The following is a 19,112-nucleotide window of genomic DNA, read 5'->3' as shown; positions in this document are numbered from 1 at the left end:
CAGGGCTCGAAGGCCCTGCCGGTCAGCGCGTCAACCGGTCACCTCTCAGCCGATCTCGGCGCCGTACGCCTGAAGTGCCTCAGGCACCGGCTGGAAGAAGGTTTCACCGCCCGAGGAGCAGTCGCCGCTGCCGCCCGAGGTCAGCCCCAGCGCGGTGTCGTCCGCGAAGAGCGAGCCGCCGCTGTCGCCGGGCTCGGCGCACACGGTGGTCTGGATCAGCCCCTCGACCGTGCCCTCCTGGTAGTTGACGGTCGCGTTGAGGCCGGTGACCTCGCCGTCGTGCACCTTGGTCGTGCTGCCGCTGCGCCGCACCTTCTGGCCGACCGTCGCATCGCCGGCCTTGGTGATGGACTGCGTGCCGCCGTAGAGGTCCACCTCGCTCGGGTGCGCGGTGTCGCCGGTGTACTTGACCAGCCCGTAGTCGTTGCCGGGGAAGCTGCTGCCCGCGTTCTTGCCGATCTCCGGGCCGCCCTGGGACTCGGACCAGCCGCTGATCGCCTCGGTGCAGTGACCGGCGGTCAGGAAGTACGGCTCGCCGCCCTTGACGACGTTGAAGCCCAGCGAGCAGCGCCCGCCCTGGCCCCAGATGGCGTCGCCGCCCGCGATGAAGGTACGGAACATCCCGGCCGAACGGCGCACCTCGACCTTGTCGCCGAGCCCGTCGGCCACCTTGTTCAGCCGGTCGAGCCGGGTTCCCTGGACCGTGCTGTCGGCCGTGACGACGACCTTGTCGGTCCTCGGGTCGACCGACCACGAGGTGCCGGGGATGGTCGCCTTGTCCTTCAGTACCGTACGCGCCGCGCCGAGCTGCGCCAGCGAGTACTTGACCACCCTGGCCTCGGCCCCGGCCTCGCGCACCTGGTCGGCGGCTGCCTGGTCCAGGACGTTGACCACCAGCTTCTTGGCCTCGGCGTCGTAGTATGCCCCGGCCGCGCCGTCCTTGAGGTCGGCGATCAGGGCGGCCGCCGTCTGCCCGGCCTCGGCGGCCGAGAGGGAGGGGGGCGGCGGCGGGGTGGGGGCGGCGTTGGCGGTCTGCAGGGAGATGGCCCCTGCGGCCAGGGCCACGGCGGCGGCGCCGGTGACGGCCATACGTCGCCGGGATATGCGTCGGTGCTTCAACTCAAGCCTCCTGTGGGGGGTTGGGCCCGGCGATGAGGTACGTCGGACCCGGAGGGCTCTTGGCACAGGCGCACCTGCCCAGCAGGCGGCGCGTCCATGCCAAATTGCGCCGCCGAGTATTCCGGGGTGCGCGGGGCGCGTACAAGGTCGCGTACACGTCGCACGGAAGATCACGAAAATGCGCCCCGCCGCGCCGGGCACGGCTGTACGGGCGTACGGGCGTACGGGCGTACGACAGTTCGGCGCAGCGCTACCGCCGAGGGCCGTACCCCTGCAGACCGATGAGGGCGTCGTACGCCTCTTGGACAAGGGCGTTGCCGGGGCCGGGGGCGGCGTTGGCCAGGGCTACCAGGGCCGTTGCATGGCGCGGGTTGAAGCCGGCGAAGGCCGTGAATCCGCGGGTGGCGCCCGAGTGGTGGTACAGGTCGGAGCCGTCGGGGCGTCGGCGGATGTTCCACACCAGGGACAGGCCGCGGCCGTTCGGCAGCCGGACCCGGGGGCGGGTGACATCGCGCAGAGCGGTCCGCAGCGCGCCCGGGGCGGGGGCCGGCGCGGGGTCGAGGATGGCCTCGACGAGGGCGAGCAGATCACGCGCGCTGGTGCGGAGGGCTCCGGCGGCGGGCAGGCCGGGGATACGGAAAGCGGGCCGGACCCGGCCGTACCAGTAGCCGGTGGCCTGCGCGCCCCCTTCGGCCGCCGAGGTGGCGCAGCCGGTGTCCCGCAGCCCGAGCGGCCGCAGCACGCGGGCGTCGAGGAGCGTGGGGTACGGGGTGCCGTCGGCCGCACCGGTCAGGGCGTGGCCCAGCAGGCCGAGGCCGAAGTTGGAGTAGCGCACACGGGTGCCGGGGGCGGCCCGCAGCCTGGTGCGGGCCAGCGCCCGCAGCACGTCGTCGGGGGTGAAGGCGGCGTAGGGGTTGGTGAAGAGGAGTGGGGCCGCCGAGCGGAGCAGTCCGGGTGGGAGGCGCGGCAGTCCGGAGGTGTGGGTGGCGAGATGGGTCAGGGTGATGGCGGTGCCGCCCGCGGGCAGGCGGGTGGCGGCGGGGAGATGACGGACGAGGGGGTCGTGGTGGCCCAGGTCGCCGCGGGCCGCCTGTTCGGCCAGCAGCAGGGCGGTGAACGTCTTGGTGAGGGATCCGGCCTCGAAGCGGGTGTCCGCGTCGGCCGGCACATGGCTGTGGTGGGCGATATGGCCGCGTACCACCAGGGCGCGGCGGCCTTCGTGGTGCAGCCCGACCGCGATCGCGCTGGCCCCGGGCGCCGCGGACAGCAGCATGCGGGTGGCCCGGCGCACCACGGCGGGGGCGAGCAGGTGGTCCGCGCCGTCTGCCGGGCCGTCCGAGAGGGCGCCGGTGGGGGTGTGGGTGGTCATGGTGTGGGGCTGTCAGGTGCGCTGGTTGCGGGGGTGTCCAGGGCGCGGGCCAGGGCCACGGAGGCGGCGATGGCGGCCACGGTGGTGGTGTGCTGGTGGTCGTGGAAGCGGGTGACGGTGTCGTCGTCGACAGGCTGGTCGTCGCGGGGCATCAGGCCGTCGGCGCGCTGGAGTTCCGCCAGCCGCCGCCAGTCGTCCGGCTCGGCGTACGGCTCGGGGAGACAGCTGCCGACGAGCAGCAACTCGCCGACCAGGTCCCACTGGCAGGTCTCGGTCCAGATGTCCGTCCACACCGGAAGCCAGCGGGTGAGGTAGGCGGCCATATCGCCGGGCAGCCCGCCCGGCCACCGGCCCCAGTCGGTGAGGTGGAAGACGGTGTGGGTGACGTGGTACCCGGTCATCCAGTCGATGCACCAGGGCGCCGGGGTGCCGCCGAGCCAGGTGGCCCGGGCCGACGTCTCCCAGTCGGGCGCCCCCGCGCCGCGGTCGTGGCCGGTGATGCGCAGGGCGTTGGCGACGGCGAGCCGGCGGTTGGGCACATGCTCGACGACATGGGCGGCGCCCAGCGCGGCGTGGTGGGGGATCAGCCGCTCCAGGCCGGGGTGGCGGTAGCCGGCCCGGGCGAAGTGGGCGTATCCCTCGATGGTGTCGGTGGCCAGGGGGTGGCGCAGCAGCCGCTCGTACAGCAGAGCGCCCTCCTTCAACTGGGCCCAGCTGAAGTCCAGCAGTTCGCGGGCGAGGGTGGCCTCGCGGCTGCCGGCGGTGCCGTCGCGCAGGACGAGGGAGGCGGCCAGCCCGGTCTCCGCGAGTGCCTTGTAGCCGTCCGTGTTCCCGGTGATGTCCCCGCCGTCCAGCGCGCCCAGTTGGCGGTGGGTGTGCAGCCAGCCCAGGGCGCGGGAACGGATGTCATGGGCGACCCCGGCCAAGGCCGTGCTCATGCCCCTCCCTCCCGCTCAGTCTTGGCGCGCTCCAACGCGCGGGCTTCCCTCGTCGCTGCTCGCTCCTCCGTCACTGCGCCACCTCCGCGCCGAGCAGCCGGCGGGCGATCGCCGCGTCCAGCAGACAGCGGTCGTCGCCGCCGCGCAGCGCGATGTCCTCGGCCAGCAGGGCCACATCCAGCGGGAGCGCGACTCCGTCGGCGGCCAGCCAGGCCAGCCAGCGGGTGATACGCGCCGCGGTGGCGAAGTCCCGTCGCAGCAGCGCGCGGGTGGCGCCGCGGGACAGGGCCAGGACGCCGGAGCGCGCGGCCTGGTGCACCGGCCCGTCCAGACCGGGCAGCGCCAGCGACGCCAACTGCCCCATCCGCAGCGACCAGGGCACCCAGCCCTCACCGCCATCGGCCGAGCGGTGGCGGGGCGCGCTGTCGTCACACGGCGCCGGCCCCTGCGGCACCGGTGCCGGGGCACACCACGGGTCGGGATCGAGCCGGGCCGCCACGGCCACCAGCCCCCAGTCGATCCAGGCCCGGAGCCACGGCCGCTCCCGCCCGCCTGGTGGCGCGGCGGGCGGGCGCCGTACGGGAGGCAGCGCCGAAAGGCTGCCGCGTACGGCGGCCGACTCCTCCGGCAGCAGGGCCCGGCCGGTCAGCACATACGGGGCCAGCGCATCGGCCCCCAGAACGCGTACGGCGCCCACCGCGACCGCCGCGCTCGATGTCGCCGTCGCGCCGCCTCCGTCGCCGCCTCCGTCACCTGCTACGTCGCCTGCTACGGACGGCTCGCGATGCGCCGCCTGAGAATCCGCCGCCCGGAGATGCGCCGCCACGACAGCCGTGCCCCCGGCGCCCCGCAGGGCATCGAGGGCACAGCGCGCCAAGAGCTCGGCCGATGCGCTGACAGCAGCGCGTGACCGCTCGGTGATCACCGGCGCCGAGGCTCCTTCGGGGCCCTCGGCTCCTTCGGCTCCTTCGGCTCCTTCGCCGAAAGCACCATCATGACCAGGGATGTCATGGCCGGGGTGTGCAGCGGAGCGCCGCTCACCGGCGCCTCAGGCCGTGCCATCAGCCCCTCCAGCGACTCCGCGTGCAGGGTCAGGCCGTCTTGCCGTTGTCTTTCGACCAGCATCGTCACTCCTGGTGAAGAGCGCCAACATTACGTGGATGCTTCCCTATCAAATCCTGCGCAAGAGCCACAAGCACGACCCGCCAGCCCAAAAGGGGAAATTGTTAGTCATAACGGCGCACAGCAGAACCGGCGGTCCGTCGATGCGGACCGCCGGCTCTGTTGTGCCGCTGGTGCGCGGATCAGCTCCGGCGGGTCACGGTCTCGGGGCTCGTCTCCGTCCGCACTTCACGGCGCGGACGGGGCTCGGCACGGGTCTCGGCCGGCTCGACCAGTTCGGGCATACCGGCGGATGCCGCGGCGGCCGGCCGATCCGCGGGCCGCTCCACCGGCCGATCCGTCGGCCGATCCGTCGGCCGATCCGCGGGCCGGGGCTCCGGGGCGGCCCGGGTGCCGTCGGATGGGGGCGCCTCCTGGCCCCTCTCGAGGAAGCGCAGCAGCTCCACGGGGATGGGCAGCACCAGCGTGGAGTTCTTCTCGGCGGCCACCGCCATCACGGTCTGCAGCAGCCGCAGCTGCAGCGCGGACGGCGTCTCGGCCATCTGCTCGGCCGCCTGCGCCAGCTTCTTCGAGGCCTGCAGCTCCGCGTCCGCGTTGATGACGCGGGCCCGCCGCTCCCGGTCGGCCTCGGCCTGGCGGGCCATCGAGCGCTTCATGGTCTCCGGCAGCGAGACGTCCTTGATCTCCACCCGGTCGATATGCACGCCCCACCCCACGGCCGGGCTGTCGATCATGAGCTCCAGGCCCTGGTTCAGCTTCTCGCGGTTGGACAGCAGATCGTCCAGGTCGCTCTTGCCGATGATCGAGCGCAACGAGGTCTGGGCCATCTGGGAGACCGCGAAGCGGTAGTCCTCGACCTGGATGATCGCGTCCGTCGGGTCCACGACCTTGAAGTAGACGACCGCGTCGACCCGCACGGTCACATTGTCCCGGGTGATGCCCTCCTGAGCGGGCACGGGCATGGTCACGATCTGCATGTTCACCTTGCGGAGCCGATCGAAGCCCGGAACGATCATCGTGAACCCGGGGGGACGGACCGCCGACCGCAGCCGGCCGAGCCGGAGGACCACGCCCCGCTCGTACTGCTTGATCACGCGCGCCGCCGCCATCGCGTAGACAGCCCCACACGAGACCACGATCGCGCCTGCTGTCACAAGCTCCTGGACCATCACGGCCACCTGCCTGCCGTATCGCGAGCGATGCCCCATTTGGGGCGTTGTTGTCAACGATAGCCCCGCCCCGACGGGCCGGGGAGGGATGCGTCGGCAACCGAAATCGCCCCGGAACGGCAGGAACCCCCGCCCGGAGGACCGGGCGGGGGTCACGGGGCTCGGCCGGGCAGCCGGCCGTGGGTCGGTACGGCCGTGGGGATCCGTACCGGCCGTGGATCGGGTGGATCAGCAGATCAGCGGTCGATCAGCAGTGGATCAGCGGATCAGCGGTCGATCAACAGATCAGCGGCGGATCAGCGGATCAGCAGTCGATCGGCGGATCAGTAGACGCTCACGCCGTACGCGTTCAGCGCCTCGACGACCGGCTGGAAGAAGGTCGTACCGCCGGAGGTGCAGTTGCCGCTGCCGCCGGAGGTGAGGCCGAGGGCGGTGGTGCCGGCGTACAGCGGGCCGCCGCTGTCGCCGGGCTCGGCGCAGACGGTGGTCTGGATCATGCCGTAGACGATGTCACCGCCGCCGTAGTTCACCGTGGCGTTCAGCGCGGTGACCCGGCCGCTGTGGATGCCGGTGGTGGAGCCGCGGCGGGTGACCGTCTGGCCGACGGTGGGGTTGGCGGCGCTGGTGATGTCCTGGCTGCCGACGGTGCCGGCGGGGGTCACCGAGCCGCTGTACCGGACCAGACCGTAGTCGTTGGTCGGGAAGCTGGAGCCGGCGGTGGGGCCGATGGTCGTGGAGTGGCCGGAGTTGCTCCACCAGGTGCCCGCGCCGTCGGTGCAGTGACCGGCGGTGACGAAGTAGTTGGCGCCACTGCTGTTGCGCACGTTGAAGCCGAGGGAGCAGCGCCAGCTATCCGCGTAGATAGCGTCGCCGCCGGAGATCAGTTTGTTTATCTTGCCCGGGGTGCGCTTGATCTCGATCGCGTCGGCGTTCGCGCCGGCGGTGCTCTTGATCTTGGAGATCTCGGCCTGCGAGACGGTGCTGTCGGCGGTGACCACAAGGGTGTTGGTCGCCTTGTCGACATACCAGGCGGTGCCCGCGACATCGGCCTCGAGCACGGCGCCGCCGGCCGCCTTGGCCTCGGCCGCGGTGGTCTTGGGAGTCGCGTCGTTTCCGGCGTAGGCGGGGGCGGCGAGCGCCGTCCCGGCCACCACGGCCGAGGTGGCGGCCACCAGGGCGAGACGTCTCGCGTGCTTGCTGTGGGGGGCGTTGCGCTTGATCCTCAACTCTTCCTCCGAGGGAATCGGGGGTCCGCTTGGGTGGGCAGGCCCGTGAGGCGCAGTCAATGAGCACACGAACGGGAACGCCGCGGTCGTTTCCGACGTGCTCCTGACAAGCGCTCCCGGAAGTATTCGTGGAGTCAACCAAGGTGCGCAAGAGGTCAATTAAAAAAGTCGTCGGCACAAGTCGCATGGCCCCGGCGGCTTCCGGCCACCGGGGCTGTGCACCCATCCCTCGGGTACCTGGTTGGACGAGTCGGCGGGGGATCAGGTTCCGCCCGCTGCAGACGACTTCGCCCCGGGGCGTGAAAGACCGAGATGTTCGCGCAGCGTTCTCCCCTCGTACCGGGTCCGGAACGCACCGCGCTCCTGGAGCAGCGGCACCACCCGGTCGACGAACTCGTCGAGCCCGCCGGGGGTCAGATGAGGTACGAGGATGAAGCCGTCGGCGGCCCCGGCCCGTACGAAAGCGGCCATCTCCTCGGCGACCGCCTCCGGTGTGCCGATGAAGGACTGCCGTCCGGTCGCCTCGATGACGGTCTGCCGGATGGACAGCCCCTTCTCCTCCGACAGAAGAAGTCGAACAGGCCGCGCTCGGCGGTGCGCGCGAGGTGTTCGAAGGAGGAGAACTCGATCTGGTTCCCGGACCGCGGATCTTGCCAGAACGTGGTGTTGTTGACGCCGGGGAAGTGCGCGGCCAGGTGCGTCGCCCTGGTCGTCTCGCCGCTCAGTGTCATCGGGAAGCCTTCCTGGCCAGTGCGTACCGGTTGGTCGGGCGGGCCGGGCCCAAAGGGTCGCGGAGTGTGGTGCTGGGGTAGGCGGCTGCTGGCCGAAGGGTGTGCGTAAGGTGTTTTAGCTCGATCGTGTGATGGTCTGCTTCCGGGGTTGCGGTGTTCCCTGCGGGGCGGGGTAGCGTGAACTTGCGATCTGGGACGCCGGGTTCGGTGCCAGCGTGCGGGGCCCCTGCTCCACCGGAGTGATGGTTCAGGGCCTCCTCGTCGCCTCTGGCCAAGCCCACAGGCCAGGTCGCACCAGGGAACCGGCCTCCCGGGCTCGGACCACGGACAGGATCCGTGTCGCCACCCCGGGGTCGAGTACGCCGGGGACCAGTGCGCCCAAAACCGTTCGGGGCGTGCCAGTGCGCGGGCCCACTCCCGCTCACCGCTCAGGAACGGTAGAAGGTGCGGAAGAGTCAGAAGTGCTGCAGCAAGACTGCGGTGCCGTAGACGAACCGCTCCCGGTCGCGACGCGGTACGACGGGGTGATGTGGAAGCCGTCCACAATCCCCGCCTGGTGTCAGCATGCGATCGGTTCCGCGAGATCGACCGGTCCCCGGGGTACAGCGGGGCCCGTCCTCCTCGCCGCCAGCGGGCCGCTAGGCGGCGGGAGTTCGGAGGCCGGTTCACCGTCGGACAGGTCGGCCGCGACGGCGGCGAGCACGCTGAGCGCGTCCTCGTCGCGGCCGTCGGCCACCGCACGCCGCCGCAGCTCATCGCGGATCGCGTCGGCCGCCCCAAGAGGACGACGACGAGATCCGCGACGTGTCCACGGGGCGCTTCATCGACCGCGACAAGCTGCACTACGTCGACTTCGGGACGGTAGGCACCAGGCCAATCCGCCCGGTGTCGGGCGCCACCCGCGAGAGCACCGCGAGCGCGTCGAGCCTGCCCTGCCCCTCCCCCGGCGGGCCCAGGGAGTCGTCCAGGGTGATGAAGTCGAGCATGCCGCGTTCGGCGAGGCGCGCGAGCTCGACGAAGTACGGCGCCTGGTACTGCCCGGTGCCGTCGACGGCGGCGGCCAGGTGGAGCAGACGGGGTCGGGGCGCGGGGCGTGCCCCGCGGGGGTGCGCCCCGGCAGGCGGCTGGGATTCGGCCATGGTCAGGGGCCTTCCTGGTGAGGGGTCGACGGTTCAGCAGGCCTGGGCTCGGACCGTGAGCGAGGCGTGCGGGGCGCCTGGAGCCTGCGGGGCCTGCGGGGCCTGCGGGGCCTGCGGGGACATGGAACGGAGCAGCGACAGCAGGGCGCGCGCCGTCGCGTCGTTCTGGCGGAAGACGGGCGCGTTCGTACGGGGCCGGGCGAACCCCCCGGAGCCGCGGGCGTCGGTGTGCGGGCCGAGCGCGAAGCGGCGCGGGTGGGGGCGGCCGGCCCGGTCCAGGATCCGGCCGTCGTCGGGGCTGACGGCGAGCAGCCCGGCGGGGGTGGTGGCGGCGCCGTCCCGGTGCAGCGAACGCAGCAGCGCGTCGCGGGTGTGCGCCACGGTCGGCTCGGGCAGCCGGGCCTCGACCAGCGCACGGGCCTCCACCGCCGGGCCCACCACCCCGGCGCCGCTCGCCCGGAAGACCTTGCGCAGTGGATCGGCGACCACCCGCAGCTCAGGGCCGAGGAAGCGCACCACGCCGGCGCGGGAGAGCGCGAGCAGTTGGCGCAGCCGGGGGCCGGGCGGGCCGGAGGCGAGGTAACTGAAGAAGCCGTGCCATTGGCCGCCGATGTCGCCGAGCCGCATCAGCTGGCCGTATACGGACAGCAGGGCGAGGAAGACCGCGAGATCGGGGCTGTTGCCGGGGTCGTGGCGGCGCGCGAGGTCGGCCTCGATATGCGCGCGCAGGCCCTGCTGCAGGTCCTCGTGGCTCGCGAACCGCCGCCCGGCCAGGGGCCGGTCGAGGGCGTCGAGGTCGAGCCGGTCCGCCGGGTCGGGGACGGCGGCCGCGACCAGGGCGCGCAGTTCGGGGCCGCCGGGCGGGCAGGCGGCGTATCGCTTCTCGAAGTCGGGCCAGGGCATGGCCGTACGGTCGGCATGGGCCGTGAACAGCCGGTGGTAGTGGGCGAAGCCGAGTTCCTTGGCGATCAGCGGCCAGATGTCGCGGCGGTAGTCGGGCCGGCCGGGGCGCCGCAGCAACTCCTCGACCTGGGCCGGTCCGAAGAACCGGGGCAGCGGCGGGCGTTCGCCCCGCCAGCCGTAGCCGATCTTGGCGCGGTACGGGACGCCGCGCCGCGAGCCGACGTGGAGCACCGGCTCACGGCCGGAGGGCCGGTACGTCAGCTCCCCGTCGCCGTCGCCCCCCTCGTCGTAGCGTCCGCCGCGCCCCTCGGTGAGCAGGACCATCAGGTCGACGAAGGCGAGCCCGAAGCCGCGCACGATCACCGGCTCGCCGGGGCGCAACCGGCTCAGATCGCTGTCGGCGGTGAACTCCGGCGGCAGGTGCACGAGTCCGTGTTCGGCGGCGAAGGCGGCCAGCGCCCGCTGCTCCTGGTCGGGTTCGGCGTCGAGGTGGCCGAGGGCGAGCACGACTGCGTCGGCGGCCAGCGGGGTGGCCCGGCCCTCCAGCCACACCTGCTGCGCCCCGTCGCGCGGGCCGGTGATCCGTACGGCGCGGCAGCGGTGCCGGTGGACCGTGACGGCGGGCGGCAGGGCGGTCACCGCGCGCTGGTGCGCCCAGGCCAGATACGCGCTCTGCAGCCGTCTGCTGGCGAAGCCACGGCCGGTCAGCGCAGTGGCCTCAGCAGCGAGTTCGGGCGAGAGCTCGGGGGGAAACTCGGGCGCGGTGCCGTCGGGGAGCGCCCCGGCGCGGGCGCGCTCCGCCCACTCGGCGAGGGAGGGCCCGGGGCGGACCGGGCCGTCCTGCTCGACGGTCTCGTCCGAGAACACGGTGACGTCCTCGGCCATGGAGTTCATCCACAGCAGCGGGGACTGGTCCGGGCGCCAGATCCGGCCGCCGCCGGGCGGGTGCGGATCGATCAGGTGCAGCTCGAGAGGGGTGGCCTCGCCGTACAGCTCGGGGGCGTTGGCGGCGATGCGCTCCACGAGGCCGGTGCCGCGGGGGCCCGCGCCGACGATCACAAGGGCGGGGGGTCGGGAGGGAAGGTCCGGTCGCACGGACATGCGGAAGGCTCCGTCGGTTCGTCACCGAACACGCCAGTGGCCTTCACACCCGGCCGCGCCCCTCAGCACGGCCTGTTGCCGAGGCTAAGCCGTCCCCACGACCCGTTGTCAAGGTTGTCCGAACTGTGGGCGGCGCGTCTCATGGCTGGTTGACGCGGAACCGCAAGACTGTTCCACTTGGGCCATGCAGCCACGTCAGCGACTGATCACGCGCGGACACATCGACTTCGGTCGGGTGTGGTCCGCGTCCTGTTCGGGTTCCTGTACGGGCTGACCGCCGCCTCCGCCGCCCAGGCGTTCCGAGGCTTTCTCATCTGCTCCGGCTGACCGCCGCCCGCTGTCCGGGTTCGGCGCCCGCCTTACCCATTCCCCCAGTTCACCCAGTACGCGCGCCTTCACCCACGCTTCAGCGCTTCCCCCTCCCCTCGCGTCCCCTGGCTAGCAATCGCAGCCGCAGTCACAGCCATCACAGCAGTCGCAGCTGCAGCAGTTACTACAACAGTCACAGCAGTCACAGCAGTCGCTGCAGTCATCGCACTTATGGCACCAGCCCTCGCGCGGCTCCCCGGTCCACGGGTCGTCGTACGGGTCCTTGCAGCACACCTGGCAGGTGCAGAAGAGCCCGGCCCACACCGCGCAACCGGCTATCAGCCCGCGCCGCCTGCGGTTCGGCGGCTCGGGCGGAAAGCCCCCGGGGCCGCCCGGTCCTGGCCCGTACGGGTTGTTGATCCAGGGCGACTGCGGCGGCGGCGCACCCTGCGCGGCGTGTGGGGCGTGTGGGGCGTCCGGGGCATGCGCGGCAGATGGCCCGTGCGAGCAGGACGTGGTGCCGAACGCCCGGTCCACCGCGCGCCGCAGCTCATGCGCCAGCAGCACATGGGCGAGCTTGCCGTTCTCGAACTCCGCCTCGCGCAGCGCGAGACGCACCCCGTGCACCGCGTCGTCGCACAGCCTGCGCACCTCGGCCAGGTCCGTACCGGTGGCCGTGATCGGGTTCCAGGCTCCGGCCGCGGCGTCCTCGGCCAGGTCCTCCACCGCGTCCAGCAGATGCGCGAGCCGGCCGAACAGCCGCCCCGCCTCCTCCAGCGGCGCCCGGTTGCCGGGCCGCTCGGCCAGTACGGCGGTGTGTCCGAAGGCCGCGGCGGTCGCGGTCTCGGTCGGCTCGGTGACGACCAGCAGCGGGGTGCCGAGGCCCGCCGCCCGCTCTATCCCCTCCTGACGGCCGACCGCGTCCAGCAGCACGGCCGTGTCGAAGCCGAGCTCCGCACCGCTGCGGGCGCCCGCCCGGTCCCATCCGGCGGCGACCCGACGGGCGGCCACGGCGACCGGCCGACGCGCCAACGCCCCGTCCCCGTCGGCCACATGGTCGCGTATCTTCGCCGAGGCCAGCACCAGGGAGACGGTGGCCGCCAGCCGCGCGCCCTCGCCCTGGGCGACCGACGCGCTCCGCATTCCGCGCAGCGGACAGGGTCCGGCGGTGCGCCGCCATCCCTCCGTACGCCGCGACTGGGCCTCCACGAGCACCGAGACGACCAGGCCGTCGTAATTGGTGGCGACCCGCGCGAACTGGCCACGGGCGCCGCGCAACGCGAGGCACAACCCGCACAGATGCGCCATCCACTCGGTGCGCAGGTTCTCCGACAGCCGGTGCCGACAAGGGCGGATAATGCCAAACAACTTTCTCCCCGTTCACCCATACGTCCCCGGCGTCACCCGTCCGGCCCGGCGGAGTCTACCCATCGCCTCGTCAGGGCCTGCTAGCAGGAGGAACTCTGATTAGTCGCCATACGTTGTGCACCAGTACCGTCACGAATCCCCTGTGCGGCCGCAATCCACGTGGCACACCTTCTGCATCATGGACGACGATAGAGGGGGCAGGTGCAGTACAGAGAGCGGCAGTGAAAGGAGGCGTCCATGGGATCGGTGCGCAAGGCGAGTGCTTGGCTTGGCCTCGTCGACGACAGCGATGACGAGCGCTACTACGACGACGACTACGCTGAGGGACCCGAGCCCGGCGACGCCTGGGTGACCGACCCGCGGGTGCGGGTGGCCGACCAGGCCGCGCGGGACGAGGGCACCCGTATCGCCACGGTCACCCCCGAGAGCTTCCGGGACGCGCGCGGCATCGGCGAGATGTTCCGGGAGGGCGTGCCGGTCATCGTCAATCTGACGACCATGGACGCCGCCGACGCCAAGCGCGTCGTCGACTTCGCGGCCGGGCTGATCTTCGGGCTGCGCGGCTCGATCGACCGCGTGGCCAACCGCGTCTTCCTTCTGACGCCGCCGGACTACGAAGTCCTCAGCGCCGGCAGACACCACGCCACCGGCTTCTTCAACCAGAGCTAGGCAACGCCGCTCACCGGAACGCGCTCAGCGGAACGCATCCAGTCCGGTGAGCGCCTTGCCGAGCACCAGTTGGTGCATTTCGACGGTGCCCTCATAGGTGAGCACCGATTCCAGATTCGTCGCATGCCGCATCACCGGATACTCCAAGGAGATCCCGTTGGCGCCCAGGATCGTCCGGGCCGTGCGGCAGATCTCGATCGCCTCCCGCACATTGTTGAGCTTGCCGAAGCTGACCTGCTCGGGGCGGAGCGTTCCGGCGTCCATACGCATTCCCAGGTGATGGGCCAGCAGCACGCCCTTGTGCAGTTCGACCGCCATATCGGCGAGCTTGGCCTGGGTGAGCTGGAAACCGCCGATGGGCCGGCCGAACTGCTCGCGGGACCCCGCGTACTCCAGCGCCGCCTCGAAACACGCCCGGGCCGCGCCCATCGATCCCCAGACGATTCCGTAGCGGGCATGGCTCAGACAGCTGAGCGGGCCGCGCAACCCGGTGACCTCCGGCAGCACGGCGTCGGCGGGCAGCCGCACCTCGTCCATCACCAGCTCGCTGGTCACCGAGGCGCGCAGCGACCACTTGTGCCGGATCTCGGGGGCCGAGAAGCCGGCGGTGTCCGTCGGCACGACGAATCCCCGGATCCCCTCGTCCGTACGGGCCCAGACCACGGCGACCCCTGCCACCGAGCCGTTGGTGATCCACATCTTGCGGCCGGTGAGCACCCAGTCGGATCCGTCCCGCTTGGCGTACGTGCGCATCCCGGCCGGGTCCGAGCCGTGGTCGGGCTCGGTCAGCCCGAAGCAGCCGATGATCTCGCCGGCGGCCATCGGGGGCAGCCACGTAAGCTTCTGCTCCTCGGAGCCGAAGCGGTGGATGGCATACATGGCCAGCGAGCCCTGCACGGACACCAGGGAGCGGATCCCGGAGTCGGCGGCCTCCAGCTCCAGGCAGGCCAGCCCGTACTGGACGGCGCTCGCGCCCGCGCAGCCGTATCCCGTCAGCGACATGCCGAGCGCCCCGAGGCCGCCGAGTTCGCGGGCCAGCTCCCGGATGCCGGGCAGTTCGCCGCGCTCGTACCAGTCGGCGATATCCGGCAGGACGCGGGTGGCGGCCCACTGGCGGACGGTGGTGCGGACGGCGAGGTCGTCCGGGGCGAGCAGGTCGTCGATCCCGAGCGGGTCGGCGGGGTCGAACGGCGGCAGCTTGTGGGGGGCGCCCTCGGACATGGTTCGGCCTCCGGTTCCGGTGCGGTTCGGTTCGGCTGCGTTGGGGTGCGGTTTCGGCGTGACCGGGGTGATCGTTCCGGTCGGATCCGACGCTACGGCCGGGTAATCCCCGGCGTCCAGACCGCGCCTGGCCTGAGCGAACCGCCGTCAGCCGGAGGTCTCCGCGCCGACCGCCGCACGGTCGGCGCGGTCGGGGCCGGCGCGGTCGGGGCGGTTCGGGCGGGGCACGCGGGCCTTGTCCGGGGCGGGGGCCGCATCGCGTGCGGGGGCCGGCTCCAGGTCATGCCCGGCGCCGGTGTTCGTCGTATGCCCGGCATCCGTACCGCGTCCGGCATCCGTACCGCACCCGGCGTCCGCACCGCACCCGGTGTCCGCCACGTGCCCGGCGTCCGTACCGTCCTCGTCGGACGCGCACTCCATCGACTTCGGCAGCCGCAGCGCCGCCAGCGCCCCCACCAGCAGCAGGCCCGCGCTGACCACCAGCGTGACATGCAGACCGTGGACGAAGGACTCGCGCGCCACCGCGCGCAGCGACTCGCCCTCCTTGCCGCCGAGCCGGTCGGAGACCTTGTAGGCCGCGCCGAGCGATGCGCTCGCGGCCCCGCTCGCGGACTCCGGGACGCCCGGGGCGTGGGAGACGCCGGGCGCGTAGGTGGCGTTCATGACGCTGCCCAGGAGGGCGATGCCGATACCGGCGCCGAGTTGGTACGAGGTCTCGCCGATCGCGGCCGCGCCGCCCGCGGACTTGACCGACGACTCGTTGAGCATCGACTCGTATGCGCCGAAGAGCGTGGTCTCCAGGCCGAAGCCGAGGAAGAGGAAGGCGCCGACCAGGACCGCGGGCCGGTCGGACTGGCCCATGACGACCAGCGAGAGGACGGCCGCCGCGGTGAGCGAGAAGCCGAAGGCGACCATGGTGCGGGGGCCGAGCCGCTGGAGCATCCGGGACCCGGCGAGCCCGGCGGCCATCGCGGCGAGGGTGAGCGGCAGCAGCCGCATGCCCGTCTCGAGCGGCGTGAGGCCGAGGACGAGCTGCAGATACTGGGCGGCTATGAGCTCCAGGCCGACGAGCGCCAGCAGGGCGAGCACGATACAGCCGACGGAGATGGAGAACGCCGGCCGGTTGAACAGCCGCAGATCGACCAGCGGATGCTTGCGACGGCGCTGCCGGCGTACGAAGAGCACCAGCAGGACCACGCCGAACAGGACCGGCGCGGCGGTGAGGGGATCCAGCAAAGCCGAGCCGCTGCCCATCCGCTTGACGCCGAAGACCAGACAGAACAGCCCGCAGGCGGCCATGATCGCGCCCAGCACGTCCCAGGGGCCGTCGCGGTCGCCGGTGGACTCCGGCAGCAGCCAGCGGCCGACGGGCAGGGCGACCGCCATCAGCGGGATGTTGATGAGGAAGACCGAGCCCCACCAGAAGTGCTCCAGCAGAAAGCCGCCGAGCAGCGGCCCGGCGGCCGCGCCCACGGCGGCCACCGCGCTCCAGACGCCGATGGCCAGGGCGCGCTCGCGGCGGTCCGGGAAGACCTGGCGCAGGATCGACAGCGTCGCGGGCATGATCATCGCGCCGCCGACGCCCAGCAGGGCGCGGGCCACGATGAGGACCTTCGGATTGCCTGCCTCGGCGGCGAGGGCCGAGGCCACGCCGAAGAGGCCGTAGCCGAGCAGCAGTACCCGGCGGCGGCCGACCCGGTCGCCGAGCGTGCCGAACAGGATCAGCAGGGAGGCGCAGACCAGGGGGTACGCGTCGACGATCCACAGCAGCTCGATGGAGCCCGGCCGCAGGTCCTCGGTGACGGCGGGCACCGCGACATGCAGCACGGTCCCGTCCACGGCGACCAGCAGCAGGCTGACGCAGAGCACGAGGAGCACGATCCAGCGGTTGGCCGCACCGTCCGCGCCGGTGCCGCGCCACTGCCGGGGGACGCCCGTCGTCCGTCGATTGCCGGCCGTGGTCGTCCCGGACATAAACCGCACCTCCCTGTCGTGCGCTCGCGGCCCCTCGGGAGCGGGACGTCGCAGGCTGAGGACGTCCGGCGACCCGGCGGCGAGGGCGAGTGAATGGTCAGCGTACGCGAGTCGTCACGCGGGTCGTGTGGCCCATCCCATGTTGAGACCCACGTCGCAGGGGTGAACGAAGGCGTACGTTCCGGTGTCCCCCATTTGTCCCTCCCGTTTTTCCCCGTGCCCCGTCCCCACCGGGCCGCATGGCTGGGCGCCTGGATAATCGGATCCGTGACCGGACTCGCCCGAACCGACCCCCCGGCCGGAAAACACGACGACCGGACGGGCCGCGCGGTTCCCACCACGCTGCGCCGGGCCGCTCCGGCGCTCCTGGCATATACGGGGACGCGGCTGCTGGGCGTCGTGGTTCTCGCGATCTGGTCGTCGGCGACGGGCAAGAGCTGGCACACGCTGCTCTCCGGGCGCTGGGACGCCGTCTGGTACTCGCGGATCGCCGAGGAGGGCTACGGCTACACGCTCCGGCTGCCCGACGGCTCGGTCCACTCCGATCTGGCTTTCTTCCCGCTGCTGCCCTGGCTGGAGCGGCTGATCTCGGCCCTGACCCCGCTGGACGCCGCCGCCGCGGGCCTGGCGGTGAGCTGGCTCGCATCGCTGTTCGCCGCGTGGGGGATCTTCGCGATCGGCGACCGGCTGCGCGGGCGGCGCGTGGGCACGGCGCTGGTGGTGCTGTGGGCGGTGCTGCCCGTCAGCATCGTGCAGTCGATGGCGTACTCCGAATCGCTGTTCACCGCGCTGGCCGCCTGGGCGGTGTACGCGCTGCTCACCGGGCGGTGGGTATGGGCCGGGTCACTGGCGGCGCTGGCCGGGCTGACCCGGCCGGTGGGGGCGGCGGTGATCGCGGCGGTGTGGATCACGGCGGCCGCGGCGCTGCTGCCCGCCGGGCGGTGGCGGCTCGTACGGCACCTCGTACGGCACCTCGTGCGGCGCGAGCACCGGCGGATGCTGCTGGGCGTGGCCCTCGCACCGCTCGGCTGGCTGGGCTATGTGGTGTGGGTAGGGGCGCGGACCGGCAGCGTCACCGGCTATCTCGACGTACAGAGCGGCTGGCGGAACGGATTCGACGGCGGTCTGGCCTTCGCGCGCTTCACATGGGACCTGCTGGCGGGGCCGGGCTTCGCGGCCGGGCTGGCGATGCTGATCGGCGTGGCCCTGCTGATCTGGGTGTTCATCCGGTGCGTACGGCGGCGCGACCCGCTGCCGCTGCTGGTGTACGCCGGGGTGGTGCTGACCCTCGCGCTGACCGCGAAGGGCTACTTCGGCTCCAAGCCGCGGCTGCTGCTCCCCGCCTTCCCGATCCTGCTGCCGCTCGCGGCCGCCCTCGCACGTCTGCGTACGGCCAGGGCCGCGCTGATCCTGGGGTCGGTGGGGCTCGTCTCGGCGGTGTACGGGGCCTTCTGGCTGAACGGGACGGGCCCGCCGTGAGGGGGTCGGTGGGGCGGCCCGGCGGCCGGGCGACGGCTGGGGAAACTCCAAGGAACGCCCCGGCTAATCGCCGATAAACGACCCTGTAAGAATTCCATAAAGAAGTCGGGGAGCCGCTTCGGGAACGCGGCTCCCGGAAAAGCCGCAACCACCCGGGGATTTCCGTCCGAATGGCGAGTTCAAAAACCCCGGACGAGACACACTCCACATCACATCGTCATCACAAAGCGACGTGATCGACCGAAGCGGCCTGTCACGCAATGTAACGTCGATTGAGTGCGTACCGATGACAAGCTCCCTCAGGTGAAGGGGCGCCCGACCGATCTGGCGCGACCGCGCATGACCCGAACACGCCGCTGGCTGCTCGGGTCCACCCTCGCTGTGTACGCGGCGACGGTGATCGGGGTGCTCACCACCTCGTGGCTGGTGCGGCTCGACTGGCAGGTCATGCTGTTCCGGCCGTACAAGCACTGGCCGGAGATCCACACCTTCCTGGACTACTTCGTGGTCATGGGCCAGCGCGGCCCCACCGCGGTGGCGGTGACCGCCTGGATCGGCTGGTGCTGCTACCAGCAGCGCACCCTGCGTCCGCTGATCGTGCTGGGGACCTCCCTGCTGCTGCTCAACATCACCGTCGGGTCCGTCAAGCTCGGCCTCGGCAGGCTCGGTCCGCACTACGCGACCAGCGTCGGCTCGAATGAGATGTGGGGCAACGGCGATATATTTCCTTCGGGTCACACCGCGAACGCGGTGGTCACCTGGGGTGTGCTGGCCTATCTGGCGACCACTCCGCACGCCCGCAGGATCGCCTCGGTCATCGCCGCGGTCTTCGCCTTCGGCGTCGGCATGACCACCGTCTACCTCGGCACTCACTGGGTCAGCGATGTGGTGCTCGGCTGGGCCGCCGGGGTGCTGGTGCTGCTGGCGCTGCCGTGGCTGGAGCCGGCGATGGCGCGCGCCGAGGTGCTGCTGCGGGCCATGTACCGCAAGGTGCTCGAGTACCGGGACCGGGCGTCGGCGCCGCGGCCGCTGTCGCGGCCGGTGGCCGGTTCCGCCCTGGCCACCCCGCGTACGGCGCACGACGACGAGCTCCCGGCCCGCGAGACGGTGGGTGTCGGCGGCCGGCCGAGCGGTGTCGCGGCGCATATGTCCGAGGCCCGGCCGCACCACCCGCTGCGCCCGCATCCGATCCGCACCGAGCGGGCCGGCGCCCCGGGCGGCAGCCGCCGCCCGCCGCACGCCGACCGGGTGCCGCGCGCCACGGCGCCGCTGGGC

15 protein-coding genes and 1 pseudogene are annotated in these 19,112 nt (G+C 72.3%); 3 read left to right on the top strand and 13 right to left on the bottom strand.

Annotation, left to right across the window (positions count from 1 at the left end; all coding sequences use genetic code 11):
• Nucleotides 1-45 precede the first annotated feature (45 nt).
• The 11 genes and pseudogenes from ACWDSL_RS42555 to ACWDSL_RS42505 all read right to left on the bottom strand — a co-directional run bounded on the left by ACWDSL_RS42555 (nucleotide 46) and on the right by ACWDSL_RS42505 (nucleotide 12,494).
• Nucleotides 46-1,119 (bottom strand): S1 family peptidase, encoded by a 1,074-nt coding sequence (locus ACWDSL_RS42555; protein WP_450493705.1) that lies wholly within the window; start codon nucleotides 1,117-1,119, stop codon nucleotides 46-48.
• A gap of 250 nt (nucleotides 1,120-1,369) precedes the next feature.
• Nucleotides 1,370-2,488, bottom strand: coding sequence for a serine hydrolase domain-containing protein (locus ACWDSL_RS42550; RefSeq protein WP_450493703.1), 1,119 nt, complete (start codon nucleotides 2,486-2,488; stop codon nucleotides 1,370-1,372).
• Entirely contained in the window at nucleotides 2,485-3,426 is a 942-nt protein-coding gene (locus tag ACWDSL_RS42545; RefSeq protein WP_450493701.1) for a DUF6895 family protein, read from the bottom strand. The genes ACWDSL_RS42550 and ACWDSL_RS42545 overlap by 4 nt, the downstream gene beginning before the upstream one ends.
• Nucleotides 3,427-3,496: 70 nt before the next feature.
• Complete coding sequence (locus tag ACWDSL_RS42540; RefSeq protein ID WP_450493699.1) at nucleotides 3,497-4,351, bottom strand: hypothetical protein; 855 nt, start codon at nucleotides 4,349-4,351, stop codon at nucleotides 3,497-3,499.
• Entirely contained in the window at nucleotides 4,348-4,551 is a 204-nt protein-coding gene (locus ACWDSL_RS42535; RefSeq protein WP_450493697.1) for a hypothetical protein, read from the bottom strand. Before ACWDSL_RS42535 ends, ACWDSL_RS42540 begins: the two co-directional genes overlap by 4 nt.
• Nucleotides 4,552-4,730: 179 nt before the next feature.
• A complete protein-coding gene (locus ACWDSL_RS42530) occupies nucleotides 4,731-5,717 on the bottom strand; it encodes a slipin family protein (protein ID WP_450493695.1) in 987 nt (328 codons plus the stop codon).
• A 323-nt stretch (nucleotides 5,718-6,040) separates the two neighbouring features.
• Nucleotides 6,041-6,943 carry a S1 family peptidase gene (locus ACWDSL_RS42525; protein WP_450493693.1) on the bottom strand — a complete coding sequence of 301 codons (903 nt, stop codon included), beginning with the start codon at nucleotides 6,941-6,943 and terminating at the stop codon, nucleotides 6,041-6,043.
• Between the two features lie 261 nt (nucleotides 6,944-7,204).
• A pseudogene (locus ACWDSL_RS42520) lies at nucleotides 7,205-7,510 on the bottom strand (F420-dependent methylene-tetrahydromethanopterin reductase); the annotation flags it as partial.
• 1,006 nt (nucleotides 7,511-8,516) lie between these two features.
• Nucleotides 8,517-8,813, bottom strand: coding sequence for a hypothetical protein (locus ACWDSL_RS42515; RefSeq protein ID WP_450493692.1), 297 nt, complete (start codon nucleotides 8,811-8,813; stop codon nucleotides 8,517-8,519).
• A 33-nt stretch (nucleotides 8,814-8,846) separates the two neighbouring features.
• Complete coding sequence (locus ACWDSL_RS42510) at nucleotides 8,847-10,817, bottom strand: FAD/NAD(P)-binding protein (protein WP_450493690.1); 1,971 nt, start codon at nucleotides 10,815-10,817, stop codon at nucleotides 8,847-8,849.
• A gap of 438 nt (nucleotides 10,818-11,255) precedes the next feature.
• Nucleotides 11,256-12,494 carry a DUF5685 family protein gene (locus ACWDSL_RS42505; RefSeq protein WP_450493688.1) on the bottom strand — a complete coding sequence of 413 codons (1,239 nt, stop codon included), beginning with the start codon at nucleotides 12,492-12,494 and terminating at the stop codon, nucleotides 11,256-11,258.
• A 237-nt stretch (nucleotides 12,495-12,731) separates the two neighbouring features.
• On the opposite strand from ACWDSL_RS42505, the gene ACWDSL_RS42500 reads away from it, so the two are divergent.
• A complete protein-coding gene (locus ACWDSL_RS42500; RefSeq protein ID WP_450493686.1) occupies nucleotides 12,732-13,163 on the top strand; it encodes a cell division protein SepF in 432 nt (143 codons plus the stop codon).
• A 24-nt stretch (nucleotides 13,164-13,187) separates the two neighbouring features.
• Here the strand turns inward: ACWDSL_RS42500 and ACWDSL_RS42495 are convergent, their stop codons facing one another.
• Nucleotides 13,188-14,384, bottom strand: a complete 1,197-nt coding sequence (locus ACWDSL_RS42495; RefSeq protein WP_450493684.1) for an acyl-CoA dehydrogenase family protein — start codon at nucleotides 14,382-14,384, stop codon at nucleotides 13,188-13,190.
• A 147-nt stretch (nucleotides 14,385-14,531) separates the two neighbouring features.
• Nucleotides 14,532-16,358, bottom strand: coding sequence for an MFS transporter (locus ACWDSL_RS42490; RefSeq protein WP_450493682.1), 1,827 nt, complete (start codon nucleotides 16,356-16,358; stop codon nucleotides 14,532-14,534).
• Nucleotides 16,359-16,625: 267 nt separating this feature from the next.
• Between ACWDSL_RS42490 and ACWDSL_RS42485 the strand changes: the two genes are divergently transcribed.
• Complete coding sequence (locus ACWDSL_RS42485) at nucleotides 16,626-17,837, top strand: mannosyltransferase family protein (RefSeq protein WP_450493680.1); 1,212 nt, start codon at nucleotides 16,626-16,628, stop codon at nucleotides 17,835-17,837.
• A 276-nt stretch (nucleotides 17,838-18,113) separates the two neighbouring features.
• The coding region (locus ACWDSL_RS42480) for a phosphatase PAP2 family protein (protein ID WP_450493678.1) at nucleotides 18,114-19,112 on the top strand (999 nt) is incomplete at its 3' end.

The organism is Streptomyces sp. NPDC000941, from assembly GCF_053599555.1.
Note: the sequence above shows the minus strand (reverse complement) of the source record. Positions and strands in the feature narration are given on the sequence as shown.

Coding starts and splice junctions, on each gene's coding strand:
- ACWDSL_RS42550 (WP_450493703.1), bottom strand. CDS start 2,488: ATGACCACCCACACCCCCACCGGCGCCCTCTCGGACGGCCCGGCAGAC.
- ACWDSL_RS42545 (WP_450493701.1), bottom strand. CDS start 3,426: ATGAGCACGGCCTTGGCCGGGGTCGCCCATGACATCCGTTCCCGCGCC.
- ACWDSL_RS42535 (WP_450493697.1), bottom strand. CDS start 4,551: ATGCTGGTCGAAAGACAACGGCAAGACGGCCTGACCCTGCACGCGGAG.
- ACWDSL_RS42530 (WP_450493695.1), bottom strand. CDS start 5,717: ATGGTCCAGGAGCTTGTGACAGCAGGCGCGATCGTGGTCTCGTGTGGG.
- ACWDSL_RS42515 (WP_450493692.1), bottom strand. CDS start 8,813: ATGGCCGAATCCCAGCCGCCTGCCGGGGCGCACCCCCGCGGGGCACGC.
- ACWDSL_RS42510 (WP_450493690.1), bottom strand. CDS start 10,817: ATGTCCGTGCGACCGGACCTTCCCTCCCGACCCCCCGCCCTTGTGATC.
- ACWDSL_RS42500 (WP_450493686.1), top strand. CDS start 12,732: ATGGGATCGGTGCGCAAGGCGAGTGCTTGGCTTGGCCTCGTCGACGAC.
- ACWDSL_RS42495 (WP_450493684.1), bottom strand. CDS start 14,384: ATGTCCGAGGGCGCCCCCCACAAGCTGCCGCCGTTCGACCCCGCCGAC.
- ACWDSL_RS42490 (WP_450493682.1), bottom strand. CDS start 16,358: ATGTCCGGGACGACCACGGCCGGCAATCGACGGACGACGGGCGTCCCC.